12 protein-coding genes and 1 riboswitch are annotated in these 16,334 nt (G+C 35.4%); of the genes, 9 read left to right on the top strand and 3 right to left on the bottom strand.

Features of this window, described 5'->3' with window-relative positions; genetic code table 11:
- Positions 1–191 precede the first annotated feature (191 nt).
- Both HHU08_RS20495 and HHU08_RS20490 read left to right on the top strand, forming a co-directional pair.
- Positions 192–1,397 (top strand): PTS transporter subunit EIIC, encoded by a 1,206-nt coding sequence (locus HHU08_RS20495; protein WP_205835661.1) that lies wholly within the window; start codon positions 192–194, stop codon positions 1,395–1,397.
- A gap of 603 nt (positions 1,398–2,000) precedes the next feature.
- Entirely contained in the window at positions 2,001–2,291 is a 291-nt protein-coding gene (locus tag HHU08_RS20490; protein WP_016202125.1) for a hypothetical protein, read from the top strand.
- Here HHU08_RS20490 and HHU08_RS20485 read toward each other — a convergent pair.
- Together HHU08_RS20485 and HHU08_RS20480 are read right to left on the bottom strand one after the other, a co-directional pair.
- Complete coding sequence (locus HHU08_RS20485; RefSeq protein WP_169189169.1) at positions 2,288–3,529, bottom strand: MFS transporter; 1,242 nt, start codon at positions 3,527–3,529, stop codon at positions 2,288–2,290. The two genes, HHU08_RS20490 and HHU08_RS20485, sit on opposite strands and share 4 nt — an antisense overlap.
- A 53-nt stretch (positions 3,530–3,582) precedes the next feature.
- Entirely contained in the window at positions 3,583–4,053 is a 471-nt protein-coding gene (locus HHU08_RS20480; RefSeq protein WP_169189168.1) for a hypothetical protein, read from the bottom strand.
- 185 nt (positions 4,054–4,238) lie between these two features.
- Between HHU08_RS20480 and HHU08_RS25185 the strand changes: the two genes are divergently transcribed.
- Positions 4,239–4,691: a PAS domain-containing protein gene (locus tag HHU08_RS25185; RefSeq protein WP_224427809.1), complete on the top strand. Its 453-nt coding sequence runs from the start codon at positions 4,239–4,241 to the stop codon at positions 4,689–4,691.
- Positions 4,688–5,512, top strand: coding sequence for an ATP-binding protein (locus tag HHU08_RS20475; RefSeq protein WP_224427810.1), 825 nt, complete (start codon positions 4,688–4,690; stop codon positions 5,510–5,512). Before HHU08_RS25185 ends, HHU08_RS20475 begins: the two co-directional genes overlap by 4 nt.
- An 87-nt stretch (positions 5,513–5,599) precedes the next feature.
- Here HHU08_RS20475 and HHU08_RS20470 read toward each other — a convergent pair whose 3' ends face one another.
- Positions 5,600–6,157 (bottom strand): BsuPI-related putative proteinase inhibitor, encoded by a 558-nt coding sequence (locus HHU08_RS20470; RefSeq protein ID WP_101729393.1) that lies wholly within the window; start codon positions 6,155–6,157, stop codon positions 5,600–5,602.
- A gap of 288 nt (positions 6,158–6,445) precedes the next feature.
- Between HHU08_RS20470 and HHU08_RS20465 the strand changes: the two genes are divergently transcribed.
- The 5 genes from HHU08_RS20465 (at position 6,446) to HHU08_RS20445 (ending at position 16,215) form a co-directional block, all read left to right on the top strand.
- Positions 6,446–10,954 (top strand): immune inhibitor A domain-containing protein, encoded by a 4,509-nt coding sequence (locus HHU08_RS20465; protein WP_169189167.1) that lies wholly within the window; start codon positions 6,446–6,448, stop codon positions 10,952–10,954.
- Positions 10,955–11,122: 168 nt separating this feature from the next.
- Positions 11,123–12,313: a MalY/PatB family protein gene (locus HHU08_RS20460; RefSeq protein ID WP_169189166.1), complete on the top strand. Its 1,191-nt coding sequence runs from the start codon at positions 11,123–11,125 to the stop codon at positions 12,311–12,313.
- Between the two features lie 404 nt (positions 12,314–12,717).
- A complete protein-coding gene (locus HHU08_RS20455) occupies positions 12,718–13,578 on the top strand; it encodes a hypothetical protein (RefSeq protein ID WP_205835659.1) in 861 nt (286 codons plus the stop codon).
- A gap of 453 nt (positions 13,579–14,031) precedes the next feature.
- Positions 14,032–14,133, top strand: a riboswitch (purine riboswitch).
- A 164-nt stretch (positions 14,134–14,297) separates the two neighbouring features.
- Positions 14,298–14,906 carry a xanthine phosphoribosyltransferase gene (locus HHU08_RS20450; protein ID WP_016202133.1) on the top strand — a complete coding sequence of 203 codons (609 nt, stop codon included), beginning with the start codon at positions 14,298–14,300 and terminating at the stop codon, positions 14,904–14,906.
- 1 nt (position 14,907) lies between these two features.
- Positions 14,908–16,215: a nucleobase:cation symporter-2 family protein gene (locus HHU08_RS20445; RefSeq protein ID WP_169189164.1), complete on the top strand. Its 1,308-nt coding sequence runs from the start codon at positions 14,908–14,910 to the stop codon at positions 16,213–16,215.
- The last annotated feature ends 119 nt before the right edge of the window (positions 16,216–16,334 follow it).

The following is a 16,334-nucleotide window of genomic DNA, read 5'->3' as shown; positions in this document are numbered from 1 at the left end:
AAAGTGAGCTCAGATAATAAGGAATAGAAGTCCTAACTTATTGGGAAATTTCCCGTTGGTTGGGACGTTTATCTATAAATGATAGCGTTTACCTAACTGCTTTGAGTTTATTGAATCCGCTTTCATCTGATATTTAAATAGAAATAGAAGTTAACAAAATACAGAAAAATAGTTATAGAGAGGTAATTTATATGATGCAAAAGCTTCAGCGATATGGGGGAGCTATGTTTACACCAGTACTTTTATTTGCCTTTTCGGGAATTGTACTTGCAATAACTATTATGCTAAATAATCCTCAAATTGTAGGAGGTATAGCAGAAGAAGGTACCACATGGAATAGTATCTTAAGTATTTTGGAAAATGGAGCATGGACTGTATTTAATCAGATGGAATTGTTTTTTGTAATAGGTATTGCACTTGGATTAGCTAAAATAGCTAATGCAAGTGCTGTAATGGAAGCAGTCGTCGTATATCTAACTTTTAATTATTTTCTTTCAGGTATATTAGAATACTTTGGATCAACATTCGGAGTTGATTTTAGTCAAAATGTTGGCAGTACTAGTGGAATGAAGCTAATTGCTGGCATAAAAACATTGGATACAGGGATTATCGGAGCCATTGTAATTTCTAGTTTAACTGTATGGCTACATAATAAGTATTTTGAAAAGAAACTACCCGAATGGCTTGGCATTTTTCAAGGTTCTGCTTACGTGGTAATCCTTGGTTACTTTATGATGATTCCAATCGCAGTTGTCGTTGCCTGGGTTTGGCCGATTGTTCAGTCTGGAATCGGTTCTCTTCAAGGGTTTTTAGCTAGTTCGGGAACAATGGGTGTTTGGTTTTATCATCTTTTTGAAAGAGCATTAATCCCAACAGGTTTGCATCATTTTATTTATACACCATTTATGTTTGGTCCAGCTGTTGTAGAAGACGGAATTGTGAAATATTGGATGGGGAATCTTGGTAGCTTTGCGCAAAGCACGGAATCATTAAAGGCAATGTTCCCAGCTGGTGGCTTTGGGTTATATGGAAACTCCAAAATGTTTGCAGCACCCGGTATTGCATTAGCTATTTATTTCACTGCTAAGAAGGAAATATTCTCTCAATGTAATAGAATAGCAGAATTAGGTTCCACAGAAGGATCAGAGTTAGAAATAGATGAACATGCTTCTTATATCGTAGACTTAGCTTGTGCAATTGCATATGACACACAAGAAAGAATGCTTTTAATTGTCGAAAATAATGGAGCGATTCAAAATTTTGATCCAACTGCAATGGTAGAAGTACCTTGTATTGTTGGAGCGAATGGTCCAGAACCATTAGTGCAAGGAACTATTCCAAGATTCCAAAAAGGATTAATGGAGCAACAAGTAGCCGTAGAAAAATTAGTAGTGTAAGCTTGGGAAGAACATTCCTATCAAAAACTTTGGCAAGCCATTACATTATCTAGAATGGTGCCAAATGCTAAAATAGCTAAACAGATCTTAGATGATTTACTGGAAGTGAATAAAGAATATTGGCCAGAGCTTAATTAAGCAAATGGACTGAGGTTGGGACATAACTAAATAGATACTCTGTAAAGACGAACAATTTCTAATTTAGCTAGTAAATAAATAGTGGCTGCTTTCGCATACTTTTTACAAGAGGAAATATGTTTAGTTGGGAAAACGGAGCAGCCGGAATACACGTAGACGCCACGGGGATTAGCGAGACAGCCTGAGACCCCGGAGCTGAGGAGGCTCAGCTCGAGCCCCACGGGAAAGCGAAGTGTATTCCGGCTGCGGGGAAACGCACTAAACTTCATGGAAAACTCCTTTTAAAAACAAATAAAAAACCAAACAATTATACGGAACTTTCATTAGCATCTTCGAATAATTGTTCGGATTTATCCTTGGCTGGAATACTTATGTCTCATCCTCGTTCGTTGTAAGGAATAAGCATGTTTTTTAAGATGCATTCATAGTTTAGTATATATACCAATTTTAAAGGAGAGAGCTACATTGAGTATTACTAGACTAGCAGATCGCTTTTGGGACGGCATGACTTTAACGTATGTAAACCACAAAGGAATCATTTATCCTTACTTCGCTTTTATGATTACTGCGTTTCTATTTGAATTATTTCTTACAGTGTTAATAGGTATATCTATTTATTTCTTTTATCAATCAGGGTATTATCCTAATGTCCTGTTTTATATTGGATGTTGCGTTGTTTTTTTGCTACTTATCATGACAATGGTTACGATAAAATCTATCTATCTAAAGATTAAGTATGCATCAAACAGCCATTAGAGAATCTCGTTCTTTTTACGTAAATAATAGTATAAAATCAGACAGCAAATGGAACAAAGTATAGATAGTAATGCAATAAATCCATAGCCTGCCTGTTGGCCAATGACACCATTACTGGAATAAAACAAACGATTTATCCCATCTATAATTACGCCAATTAGCAGGTTGCCGAGTACACTAGCGATTCCCATTAAAGTAACAGTAAAGGTGATAGCTGTACCAGTTCCTTTAGGATATCGTTTGGCAAGCAGTGCCATGACGGTTGGATAAATGGGGGCAATACCAACTCCTGCGATAGCAAAAAGAATGGCACCTTTTTCTCCAATAATAATGCCAGCAAAGCTACAAATACCGGAAAAAGCAGCAAAAATCATAATAGAAATGGTATAGCCAATTTTATCTGTTAAAGGGCCAAGAAATAGTCTAGACAGCATAAAAAACAGGAAAAATATCGATAGCATACCAGATGCTGTTTCTACATTCCATGAATACGCTTTAATTAAAAAGTTAACTAACCATCCTCCTACAGCCAATTCCGATACTACCCCAAAGGAGAGAATCATGACAATAAGCCAAGCAACTGGATCCCGGAGTAAAAATCGATAAGAAACTGTCTCATCATCGCTTGTTTCTTCCTCTGGGAATTTACCAAAAAAAGAAGGGATGATGGGCAAAAGGGCTAACAACAACACAATGAAGTACATTCCTCGCCAGCCTAATTCTCCTCCTGCAATTGTCCATCTCATCATCCATGATGCAATAATCGGCGCTATCATTGAACTTAATCCATAGAAAAAATGAGCCAAATTCATCATAAAGCCAGTATTTTTCGTGAAAATACGAGCCGCCATTATTCCAAGGCCGATTTCAAGCATTCCGTTTCCAATATATAAAAGAAAGTAAGAGGAAGAAAGGGCGAAATACTTTTCTGAGAAATAAAGACAAATCCCAGAGATAGCCATAGAGGCAAAAGCAACAATACCAGTCCATTTAATACCAATTCGATTTGCGAGAGCAGCAGTAAAGGTACAGGCAATTAAATAGCCAAGTGAGTTGATAGCAAGTAAAAAACCTATTTGTGACTCACTTAAAAGGAAATCGGCTTGAATAATAGGAATGGCAGGACCTTTGACATTCTCTGATAATCCGAAAATAAGGAACCCGCCAAAAATAATAACAAGTAGAACATAGTAATTGAATTTCGCTTGTTTCTTACTAAAAGTATTCACACAATCCATAGATAATCCTTTCTTTTTTCTAACGTTGTAAGTAGTGAGTTTCTAAGGAAATATTATTTGTGATAACGAGAATGTCGAGAAGGAAGGTTGCTATCTTCCGTTGGACTATTATTATCACTATTAGATGGAAGCTTTTGTTTATTAACGATTTTTTTAATGCCTTTAAAGAATAAGGTAATGACTAGATATATTCCGAAAAAAAGGAGAAAGCCATTAATCCCTGCAACAGCATCTGCGAATTCCATATTACCCCTTCCTGTAATCCCTTGTTGGATTTCAATTGCAAATACTAATACAAGGATAAGCGTAAATGTATAGATAAAAGAAATGCTTTTGATGCTCCAAGCTGCTAATCGTTTAAAGATAAATTGAACAATAAAAAATGATATAATCCCAATGATACCGATAATCCATAAATGTAAATCCTTGTCTGTAGCTTGCCAGCCAAGGATTGTAGCGACGTCCATAATAATATCGTGAAAAATGTTGACAATCTCAGCGATAATTTTAAAAAACTCTACCATTATTTTCCTCCTTTTGGGAAGTTCCTTTCATTAAATTATACTTTACGATAAGAAATAATAAAATAAGTAATCAATTATTCTATCATTAGTAAACCCTCTTCAAGTTAAAGTATAAAAATGTTAATATAGGAGAAAAGACGTTCAATTGAACGAACAAGTATAGAATTTATTTCGTTGAAGGGGCAATGTCTATGCTGCTTTGGGATCGTAATAGGCAAATATGGGGACAAATTACGTTAGTTTCTATCTCCATATTATTTACTACTTATCAATTTGTGATAAATCATGAACCATTTTTCAACATTGATTTTTTCCTGTTTACGATAATAGCATGGATTGTTGGCTGGAGGTATGATGTATCTAAATACTACGAAAAGAAAGCCAAGGATAGTGAAGAAAGCTACCGTCTTCTAATGGATTCATTACCTGAATCTATATTTATTCAATCATATCCAGAAAATAGGTTGATTTATGTTAATCATGCTGCTGTTAGAATGATGGCGGCAGAGAGTAATAAAGAGTTAATTAATCGTTCATTTGGAGAATTTGTAACAGCTGATTATATGGAACGATGGAAAATGAGAATAAAGATTGCGTTAGAAAAAAAAGGCCACTCTCGCATATTGAATATAAAATGAAGCGTGTGGATGGAAGTGTTTTTTTCTATGAGGCATCTTGTTTAGCGATTAAGTTAAATGGTAATGACGCAGTATTATCAATAGGAAAAGATGTCACTGCGAGTAAAGAAGAAACGATGAATTTACTACAAAAATCAGAGAAACTAGCGATTTTAGGAGAGATGTCAGCAGGAATTGCTCATGAAATTAGAAATCCATTAACATCAATAAAAGGATTTATTCAACTTGCCAAGTCAGAAAATCCGAAGAACAAGTATTTTGAAATTGTATTGTCAGAAATTGAAAGAATTAATAGTATTGTTGGAGAATTACTATTTCTTGCTAAGCCTACAGCTGATGTTTTCTTAGTTAAAGATATTCGCAGTATAATTAAAGATGTAGTTACGTTAATACATACTCAATTGAGCTTACATAACATTCAGATTAAGGAAGTATATGAATGGGAAATGCCAATGATTTTATGTGAAGAAAAACGCCTAAAACAAGTATTTATTAACCTCTTGCAAAATGCAATCGAAGCCATGCCAGAAGGTGGCTATATTTCAATTAAGGGAACGTCCTTGGGAGATGGTAATATATCGATTGAAATTATTGACCAGGGAGTAGGAATTTCGGATGAAAGAATTAGTACACTTGGGGAACCATTTTATACAACAAAGGAAAAAGGGACAGGCCTTGGTTTAATGACTTGTTATAAAATTATTGAAAGCCATAATGGTAAATTGATTTTCCAAAGTGAATTAAATAAAGGAACAAAAGCAACGATAATCTTTCCAGCTGCTACACAGGACACTTTACTTGGTACTGTTTCTAAAGGTTGAAAGAGCTAGATGTAAGACCCTCACTGATTAGTGGGGGTTTTTGTATGAAGCGGAATTTTAGGTTTTGGAACAAGTCTTATAATAATATTACTCCTCTATGGAAAAATCGATAGACTTCTTCAAGGTTAATTCTTTTGAGGGAAAGACAAAATTTATAGTATAAGAACCATGAGGTAACTTTTTCACTGAAACGTCATAGACAACTGTTCCCCCAGGTTTCAAGAATAGAGTTGAAGGAAGCTTTTTATTGGTTGTCATTTTTAGCTCTTTCACAACTTCTCCATCCGCTTTTCGAATAGTGAAAGTGTATTGTTGCATTGTATCAAAATGAAAAGTAAATGGATGCTTGGCGTTGTTGGTTATTTGAAAAACAAAAAGTAAGACATCTTTCTCTTGGGTATAAGAAATAGAAGCTTCTATCATGCTTAAAACATTCTTGTCCCCATCTTGGAAGTCGAAATCATCTTTTGCAGGAATAGAAGCCTCTATATTTTTATCGATTTTCACTGATTTATGTGATGGCAATTCAATAGATGATTCACTTTGTTTGCTGGAAGGTTGTTCCTGAGTTTCTGTTATCTTTCCGTTTGAACAAGCTGTTAATAATAGGATGATGGAGAAAATAATTCCTTTTTTAAGCGCCATGAAAAAGCTCCTTTTCTTATTTTGATTTAAGCATAGAAAGAATTACAGAACATTATAGTGTTACACAATATCAATTTTATTATAATAGTATTATATTAGCGGGTAAGAAAAATGAGTAAAAAGTAAGAAATTTTCAATAATTATAAAAATATATTCTTTTTCCCTATTGTTTTTGTTATAGTATTATTCAGACATCTCAGAATATTCCTATATCTATATTTATTATACAGTGACAGAGCTAAAGAGAGGGACATTAAATCTGTCATAAAAAACATTGGGGGATATGAAATGGTAAATTGGAAGAAAGTAATGGGAACGTTCGTATTATCGGCAAGTTTAGTTTTTACTTCCTTTGCTTCATTATTTGGATCAGTTAATAAAGTAGAAGCAAAGTCCACCCCAGTATTACATACTCATGATGATTCAGCTCTACCTTTTGTGAGCAAACATGCAAGTGGTCCATTTGACATTGGAATGGTAAATGAAGAAAAAGTACTTGCATCTTTAATTGAACAAGGAATTATTAGTAAAAATGCCTCGAAAGAAGAACAACAAAAGAAATTATTATCCTATTTAAAGAAGCGTGCTGATAAAGCGGAGGCATTAGTTGATGATCCGAAAGAAGTACGAAATGGTATTCAAAAGAAAGCAGGACTAGGGCCTGTAGCGGCAGGTACTCCGAAAGAGTCAAAAAAAGAGAAAATTGCAGCGAAAAAGACATCACCAGACTCTATTATAGAAGAAAATTGGGATGGTGAAGTAACTACAGATGAAGTATTAGTATTACTTATTGACTTCCCTGATTATCCACATAGCAGTATTACTAAAGAGGATAATCCTGTTCTATTATACGATGACTACACAAAAGAACACTATGAACAAATGGTCTTCGGAGACTCTACATACAAAGGTGGAAATGACGAAAATTTCATTTCAATGAAAGCATACTATGAAGAACAATCAGGTGGGAGTTATACAATTGATGGCGTTGTATCTGACTGGTATACTGCAAAGCACCCAGCTGCTTATTATGGAGGAAACTATCCTACAGCAGATGGAAGTGACATTCGACCGAGAGATCTAGTTCAAGAAGCATTAGAAGCTGCATCAAAAGATCCTAATATTGATTTGTCACAATTTGACAAAGAGGATCTTTACGATTTAGATGGAGATGGCAATTACCGTGAGCCAGATGGAATCATTGATCATTTAATGATTGTGCATGCGGGCACGGGTGAAGAAGCTGGCGGTGGTGCTATTGGTGCTGATGCTATTTGGTCTCATAGCTGGAGTTTAGCAGAGCCTACTGTTATTCCTGGTACGGAAGGACAAGCAGAAGTTCCTTACTGGGGTGGAGGGTTAACTGCTTATGACTACACCGTTCAACCTGAAGATGGTGCAACAGGCGTTTTTGCCCATGAATTTGGACATGACTTAGGTTTACCTGATGAATATGATACGAATTATACGGCTGGTGGTGTAGGTGCTCCTACAGATTACTGGACGATCATGGCCTCTGGAAGCTGGGCAGGGATCATTGGGGGTACAGAGCCTACTGGATTTAGTCCATATGATAAGGAGTACTTGCAAAATAAATGGCCAAATTCTAACTGGTTCAAACCAGTAGAATATAGCCTAGAAGATATTATAGATGGTACAAAAACACTTAATATCGACCAAGCAAGTATGAAAGGGACAAACGCAGATGCAGTAAGAGTGTCTCTTCCTAATAAGAAAACAGTTATTAATACACCAACTAGTGGGCAATATGAGTATCATAGTGGAAGTGGAAATGATTTAAATAATGATCTTGTTACAACAGTAGATTTAACGAAAGCAACACATGCTGAATTTACCTTTAATGCTAATTACGATATTGAAGAAAATTGGGATTACGGATCTGTCCAAGTAGATGACGGGTCAGGATGGAAGGCAATACCAGGTAATATAACAACAGATCAGGATCCAGAAGGATATGGACAAAATCCAGGGCATGGTATTACTGGAACATCGAATGGATGGGTAACTGCTTCATTTGATTTATCTGCATACGCAGGTAAAACAATTAAACTGAAAATTAATTACTGGACAGATAGTTATGTTGCGATGCCAGGTTTATATGTAGATGATTTAGTTGTAAATATTGATGGAGAAGACGTTATTGTAGATGATGTAGAATCTGATGATGCAGCATTTACGCTTGAAGGTTTTACTAAAAGCGATGGTTTAAAAGAGTCAGAGCATTATTACTTAGTGGAATGGAGAAACTGGGCGGCAGCGGATACAGCGTTAGGCAGAATAACACGCGGTAACTCTGTATTGACACTTGATCCAGGAATGGTTGTTTGGTATGTGGACAATCTATATGACAATAACTGGGTAGGAGATCATCCAGGTGACGGATTTTTAGGAGTAGTAGATGCACATCAAGCAACCGCAGCTTGGTCTGGTGGAGAAGTAGCTTCTACTAGATACCAAATCCAAGATGCAGCATTTTCTTTAAATCCAACCGATAAAATGTTTATCGACTATTTAGCTGTTGATAATACAAGTATCACGTTACCTTCTCAGCCAGCAGTTCCGACTTTTAATGATTACAAAGATTATTCTAATCCAGGTCAAATATACTCTGGACGAAATGTGCCGAAATATGGATTAAATATTAGTGTACTTTCACAAGCGAAGGACAACAGTGTAGCACAGATTCAATTATCTTATGATGATCATAATCCAAAAGTAGAAGTTAGTGGCTTGAAAGAAACTTATTCAAGCAATGAAGGCTATAATACCCTTGATTTATCTGTCATTAGTGACGATGAAGCATTAGATCAAGCTATTACTGTAACAGCAAAAGTAGTAAATAATAAGAAAGATACGGTTGTTTCTGCGGAACAAAAGTATGTCTCTGATTTAGAAGAGAAAGAGTTAAACTTCCAGCTGACTCTTCCTGAAAAATTAGAATCTGGTCAATATACGCTAGAAGTTACCGTAGCAACAACAGACAAAGTAATCGTGTCAAAAACAGATACATTTACGGTAGATAATGAAGCGCCAATTCCAGATGTTGGAGAAAATAATGGTTCAACAGAGCCAATTAATCATGTTTCAGTAACGGTGAATATTCCAGATGCGAAGGATGATACCCTAGAATATTTATGGTCTGAATCGAAAGAGTTAGATTCTGTAGAGTCCGTAACGGCAAAAGGAATGAGAAACTCGGTAACAGAACTAAATGCGTGGAAACCATTTAAGAATGGAGATACATTAACCTTAGAAGGACATAGTGGAACATACTATCTTCATGTTCGAGGAAAGGATGTAGTAGATAATACAATTAAATGGACCTCTAACGCATTTATTGTGGATACAGATGTACCGGTTATCACTTTAGAGGGAGATAATCCATTAGTCATTCAAGCTGGTACTGAATATGTAGAACCAGGATATACAGCAGAAGATAATATCGATGGAGATTTAACCTCTTCGGTTGAGGTAAAAGATTTAGAAACACTGGATATAACGAATCCTGGAGAATATGTATTAACTTACACAGTAAGTGATACAGCTGGAAATATGGGAGAAGTTCAAAGAAAAATCCATGTTGTCGATGAAGAAAAGCCTTATATTTCCTTAACTGATGGTACGATAGAAGTAGAAGCTGGAGCTGAATATACAGAACCAGGATATACTGCCATTGATAATGTCGATGGAGATGTTACAGATAAAGTAGAGGTTACTGGTGAAGTTGATACATCAAAACCAGGTGAATATACGTTAACCTATACAGTTAAAGATTCCAGTGATAACAGCTATTCTGTTACACGCCTAGTAAAAGTAATAGATACAACTGCACCAAATCTAGCTTTAGAGGGTGGAGAAAAAATCGTCATTGAAGGCGGGACAGAATATGTAGAACCTGGCTATACTGCTACGGATATTGTAGATGGAAATCTTACTGAATTTGTTGCGGAATATGGAAGCGTAGATGTAACAAAAGTAGGAGAATACGAATTAAAATATCATGTAATCGACTCTAGTGGTAATGAAGCGATAGCGACTCGTACGGTTACGGTTCAAGATACGATAGCACCAGTAATTAAGCTTTCTGGTGAAGACACGATAACCTTAGATTTAGGTCAAGCCTATTTAGAGCCTGGATTTACCGCTACTGATACGTTAGATGGCAATATTACGGATCAAGTAGTAGTATCTGGAACACTTCGCTTTGAAGTGGGAACTTATACAATTATGTATACAGTGACAGATGCTGCCGGAAATGAATCAACTGCTAAACGTACTGTTAAAGTCGTTGATAAAACGGCACCAGAGTTAACCTTAAAAGGTAGCCATTCTATTACGCTTATAAAAGGAGAGAAATATAAAGAGCCTGGTTACAAAGCGAAAGACAATGTCGATGGTAATATAACTGATAAAGTAGTGATTTCTGGACGAATAGATACGAATAAAGTAGGAGCCTATACACTAACTTATACAGTTGCTGATTCTTCTGGCAATAAAATTTCTGTAGAAAGAATCATTATTGTCAATGAAAAACCGGATATAGTTAAGGATGATAATGACGGATCAGATAATGGTACACCATCCGATTCTACTAAAGATGGAACTGCAAATAATGGTCATTCAAATGGAACAAAAACCACAGGGGGTACAAACAGTAGTTCCGGTAGTAATCTGCCTAACACGGCAACTTCGACCTATAATTGGATTTTAGCAGGTGTGATTATTATTGTTGCTGGTATAAGTTTATTCATTATTCAAAGAAGAAAAAAAGCGTAAATAATGTATGATTTCATACTGTACAGAGAAGAGATAGTATCTTTTCTCTGTATAGTATTTTTTTTAGAGTTTTAGTTGAATGAACGTTTTAGGAAATGTTAGGAACAGGTATTTTGGTTGTTCTCCATGTTATAATGGCTTCAAACTAGAAAAAGGATGGTGGATGTAGTGATTAATAACTTCGATGAAGTAGTAAATCGACGGAATACGTATTCCATTAAATGGGATGGTGGAAAGATTATTAAGCAGATGGGGCTAACAGAGCGATATGATGAAGAAACTATTCCGCTATTTACGGCAGATATGGATTTGCCTGTGCCACAAGCCTTAGTAGATGCATTACATAAAACGGTTGATAATCGCATATATGGATATTCTATTTTTCCTGATGAGTATTATGAAGCGATTCAGCATTGGTTCAAGAAAAGACATAATTGGGAAATAGACAGAGATTCTATTGTCTACAGCCCAGGAACGGTTCATGCTATTAACATGGCTGTTCGAGCTTTTTCAGAGATTGGAGACGGTGTAATCATCCAACGTCCAGTGTATCCACCATTCACTTCTGCTATTGAAAGAAATGGAAGAGTGGTTAGAAATAATGCATTACTTGAAGATGAAGAAGGATACTATACAATAGATTTTGCCGATTTTGAAGCAAAAGCAAAAGAAGAATCAACGAAGCTGTTTATTCTTTGTAATCCCCATAATCCAACTGGGCGCATTTTTACAGTGGAAGAACTTACGCGTTTAAATGAGATTTGTGTTAAACATAATGTGTTAATTATTGCAGACGAAATCCATGGTGATTTGATCAGATGTAATCAGAAATTCACTCCAATTGCTATGGTAGCAGCAAATAATGATCATTTGATTACATGTACGGCTATCAATAAAACATTTAATGTGGCAGGACTCCACTGTACTAATTTAATTATTCCGAATGTAAAGTTGCGAAAGGCTTTTAATAAAGAAATGGGTCACCAATTGGCATCACCTTTTACGATCTCTGCACTTATTGCAGTATATAATGATGGAGAAGAATGGCTCGAGGAACTAAAGGAATATATTGACGGAACAATGGAATGGGTAAAGGCATACATAGATGAACATATGCCAAAGGTGAAAGTGACGATTCCGGAGGGAACCTATATCATGTGGATGGATTTCAGTGGTTATGGGATTACACCAGAAGAAGTACATGAGCGTATTTATCATAGAGCCAATGTGTTACTAGAAGATGGAAGTATGTTTGGAGAAGAAGGCATTACTTATCAACGAATTTGTATTCCTTCGCCTAGACCAATTATAAAAGAAGCGTTAGAAAGAATCGCGAGAGAGTTTGCTGATTTGAAATAAGTTAGTCTATGTGTAGGGTCTGATTAATTAAGATCCTTTTAACATAAGTGTACTTGAAATGAATACACTTGTTTAAAACGTATCTTTTATGATTAGGCCCTTTTCCTTGTATTCGTTTTTTTACTTATATAGATAGATTACATAGCTATCCTACTGTATAAAAAATGAATAAGTGCTTAAGCTGGTATTTATTGAGCAGTACACGAGAATGAAAAAAATACCAAAATATATTTAGATAGTTTTAAAACAATCAAAATGCAGCATATTCTTATATTTAACCTTTAAGAGTTTTTTTATAAAACGTGACGTATTCTTTACCAATAGGCTAAGGATAATATATAATAGAGAGGAAGGAATTCCACTTTTTTGTGGACTTGCTATATTTTTTCTACTAAATCGAAAGGATGATTTTTATTGTTATTCAACAGGCAGTACAAACCGAATTAATTAAAAAGTATTGGGAAATGTATGAAAGTAAGAAAGAGAGGACGTATATTGTAAAGCCCTCGATGCCAATTATGTATTTTGGTAATAGTAAGAAATATTTTGAATCCCCTATCCGCATCATTACTGTAGGTCTAAATCCGTCTAGACGCGATTTCCCTGACCCTGACCCTTTCCAAAGGTTTCAATCGATGAAACGAGACCATCACTATCAATTCAATCAACAGTATATTACTGCACTTGACCAGTATTTTGAAAAAGACCCATATAAAGCATGGTATGAGCCTTCTTTTGAACCGTTATTGAATGGAATAAATGCAAGCTTTTATGGTAACAAAGAAAATACGGCATTGCATACAGATATTTGCTCACCGCTTGCAACAAATCCTACTTGGGATAGTTTAAGCAAAGAAGCGAAGAAAGACCTTCAAGCAGAAGGTGTAAAATTATGGCATGAACTTATTGAATACTTACAACCAGATGTTATCCTTATTTCGGTTGCGGGAGAACATTTATCAAAAATTAAATTCGAGACAGAGAGTGATTGGGAGACAGTTTATACGGTTCCTAATTCACGTTATTTAATTAATAGTAAAAAAATAAAATTGGCTAATAAATCAGCTAATATTTACTATGGAAGATCAGCGGAAATTCCTTTTGGCCAAGTTTCCCCAGAGAATAAGGTGAAGATTGGTGAATATATTAAGGTGATTACAGAGAAAAAAGATCAGGCAATTGATTTCAGAACCTTTCATCATACGGTTTTAGAATCGGAACAGAGAGAGAATGAACTTTTTGGCTGGAGCCAGGAAGCAAATTAATAAAAAAAGGAATCAGACATTTTGTTTGATTCCTTTTTTATCCACATTAAGTACATGTATTCAAAAAAAGTATGGATTTAAATCTTAAGTTTCCCATTAGATTGCTTGAGACGATAGGAAGATATTTGGGAAGTTTGAATGACACCAAAGCATTCGGCATCAATGAAATCCGTCATACAAGAATAAGCGGTGCGTCTTCTCGGCGTATTGCTACCGAAAAAGTATAAGGTATCCAATTCAACTAGGATGTGGGGATTTGAAATTTCTTTAGAAATGGCAAAAGGTTAAATAACTATTCCAATAAGCAAATGGATGATCGATGGGTTTTTACCTATTCTAAGGAAACTAAATAAAAGCACGGTTATTTAAAGTGAAAAAGCTGGAAACTTTCACCTTTTTAAAATTTTAGTTTTCATTTCAGCGAAAATCCGTTATAATCCATTATGTTGTCAAATAATCAAACAATATAAAACTCGTATAATAGCAGGAATATGGCCTGCAAGTTTCTACCAGATGACCGTTAATCGTCTGACTACGGGTAAGCGTATAAAATGGAGATATACTGATCTATGCATAAATAGAGCAGTCTATTTTGCTCGAAAAAGCACAGTCGCTTACTCATAGAGTAAGTAACTGTGCTTTTTTTTGTATTATTTAAGGATAGTCGAGCATCTCTTTGCTGCTAAAAACTGTCCTCCAAAAAAGGAGAGAGTCTAGTAATGGAGTTATTGAAGAAAAAAATTGAAGCAGAAGGTATTGTTTTAAGTGATAATGTATTAAAAGTAGATTCTTTTATTAATCACCAAATGGACCCTCATCTGATGAAAGAAATTGGCCTAGAATTTGCGAACATTTTTAAAGAGGCAGGCATTACTAGAATATTAACGATAGAGTCATCTGGGATTGCACCAGCTATCATGGCTGGTCTAGCATTAGATGTTCCCGTAATCTTTGCAAGAAAAAGAAAGTCGCTTACGTTAACAAGTGACTTATATACTGCAACGGTTTATTCCTTTACAAAACAAGAATCGAATGAAATTACTGTTTCCAAAAAGTATATTCATCCAGATGATCATGTTCTCGTAATTGATGACTTTTTAGCTAATGGACAGGCTGCTTTAGGCTTAGCAAATATTGTCGAGCAAGCTGGTGCTAAGGTAAGTGGGATTGGGATATTAATCGAAAAGTCATTTCAGCCTGGAGCTGATGATTTAATTGCTAAAGGCTATCGCTTAGAATCATTAGCCAGAATAGCATCCTTAAAGGATGGAAAAGTTACATTTGCGGAACAACGAACACATGAAGGCATTTATGCAGGAGGATATTAAAATGGAAAAAATGACAGTAAAAACGTGGTCTGTAGGTCTGCAGCATGTGCTAGCAATGTATGCTGGAGCTGTACTAGTGCCTTTAATAGTTGGTGGAGCATTAAAATTAACACCTGAACAACTAACCTATTTAATTTCGATTGATCTTTTAACTTGTGGTGTGGCTACATTGTTACAGGTGTGGAAAAATAAATTCTTTGGGATTGGTCTTCCCGTTATGCTTGGCTGTACATTTACTGCTGTTGGTCCGATGATTGCAATAGGGAGTAAGCATGGAATAACTGCAATTTATGGCGCCATTATTGTTTCTGGTATTATTGTTGTACTTATTTCTTCTATTTTTAGTAAACTAGTAAAATTCTTTCCGCCGGTAGTAACTGGTTCTGTAGTAACAATCATTGGTCTAACTTTGATTCCTGTCGCTTTTAATGATATGGCGGGAGGACAAAGAAGTGCAGACTTTGGTAATCTAAAAAACTTAGTTCTTGCTTTTGGAGTACTAGCTATTATTATATTGCTTAATAAATTTACAACTGGATTTATCAAAACAATTTCTATCTTACTTGGTATTATTATTGGCACGATTGTTGCAGCGTTTATGGGGATGGTTCATTTTTCAGAAGTAGGAGACGCAAAGTGGATTCATGGAATTACTCCGTTTTATTTTGGAGCACCAACTTTTGATTTAACTTCTATTATTACGATGACCCTTGTGGCGATCGTAAGTTTAATTGAATCAACAGGCGTTTATTTGGCACTTGGTGATATTACAAACAAAAAGGTTTCAGAAGAAGATTTAGGAAAGGGATACCGTGCAGAAGGGTTAGCATCTGTTATTGGTGGAATTTTCAACTCATTTCCATACACTGCGTATTCTCAAAACGTTGGTCTAGTTCAGCTAACTGGTGTAAAAACGAAGAATGTCATTTATGCTGCTGGTACAATTTTAGTTATTTTAGGATTTATTCCTAAAATTGCAGCTATTACAACATTAATTCCTACAGCAGTACTTGGAGGAGCTTCGCTTGCAATGTTTGGAATGGTTGTGTCCTATGGAATTAAAATGTTAGGCAAGGTTGACTTTAATCAACAAGGAAACTTATTAATTCTTGCCTGTTCAATTGGAATGGGTCTTGGTGTTACGGTCGTTCCTAATATTTTCATGGAATTCCCAGAAAACATCCGTATTCTTTTCCAAAGTGGTATCGTAGCAGGTGGAATAACCGCTATAATCTTAAATATTTTATTTAATATTATTCCAAGTTCCCGTGCAAAAACAGCACAAATAGAAGAAAAGACAGTAGCTTAATTTTAGACGCTAAAATAGAGTGTTAAAAAAAGACTTTTCCAAAAATAGGAAAAGTCTTTTTTGTCAGAAAAATTAATGGTTCTAGAGGAAAAGAGAAAAAAGTCTGTCAGATAATATTA

Source organism: Niallia alba, from assembly GCF_012933555.1.
GTDB classification, from domain to species: domain Bacteria; phylum Bacillota; class Bacilli; order Bacillales; family Cytobacillaceae; genus Niallia; species Niallia alba.
Note: the sequence above shows the minus strand (reverse complement) of the source record. Positions and strands in the feature narration are given on the sequence as shown.

Coding starts and splice junctions, on each gene's coding strand:
- HHU08_RS20495 (WP_205835661.1), top strand. CDS start 192: ATGATGCAAAAGCTTCAGCGATATGGGGGAGCTATGTTTACACCAGTA.
- HHU08_RS20485 (WP_169189169.1), bottom strand. CDS start 3,529: ATGGATTGTGTGAATACTTTTAGTAAGAAACAAGCGAAATTCAATTAC.
- HHU08_RS20480 (WP_169189168.1), bottom strand. CDS start 4,053: ATGGTAGAGTTTTTTAAAATTATCGCTGAGATTGTCAACATTTTTCAC.
- HHU08_RS25185 (WP_224427809.1), top strand. CDS start 4,239: ATGTCTATGCTGCTTTGGGATCGTAATAGGCAAATATGGGGACAAATT.
- HHU08_RS20475 (WP_224427810.1), top strand. CDS start 4,688: ATGAAGCGTGTGGATGGAAGTGTTTTTTTCTATGAGGCATCTTGTTTA.
- HHU08_RS20470 (WP_101729393.1), bottom strand. CDS start 6,157: ATGGCGCTTAAAAAAGGAATTATTTTCTCCATCATCCTATTATTAACA.
- HHU08_RS20465 (WP_169189167.1), top strand. CDS start 6,446: ATGGTAAATTGGAAGAAAGTAATGGGAACGTTCGTATTATCGGCAAGT.
- HHU08_RS20455 (WP_205835659.1), top strand. CDS start 12,718: ATGATTTTTATTGTTATTCAACAGGCAGTACAAACCGAATTAATTAAA.
- HHU08_RS20450 (WP_016202133.1), top strand. CDS start 14,298: ATGGAGTTATTGAAGAAAAAAATTGAAGCAGAAGGTATTGTTTTAAGT.
- HHU08_RS20445 (WP_169189164.1), top strand. CDS start 14,908: ATGGAAAAAATGACAGTAAAAACGTGGTCTGTAGGTCTGCAGCATGTG.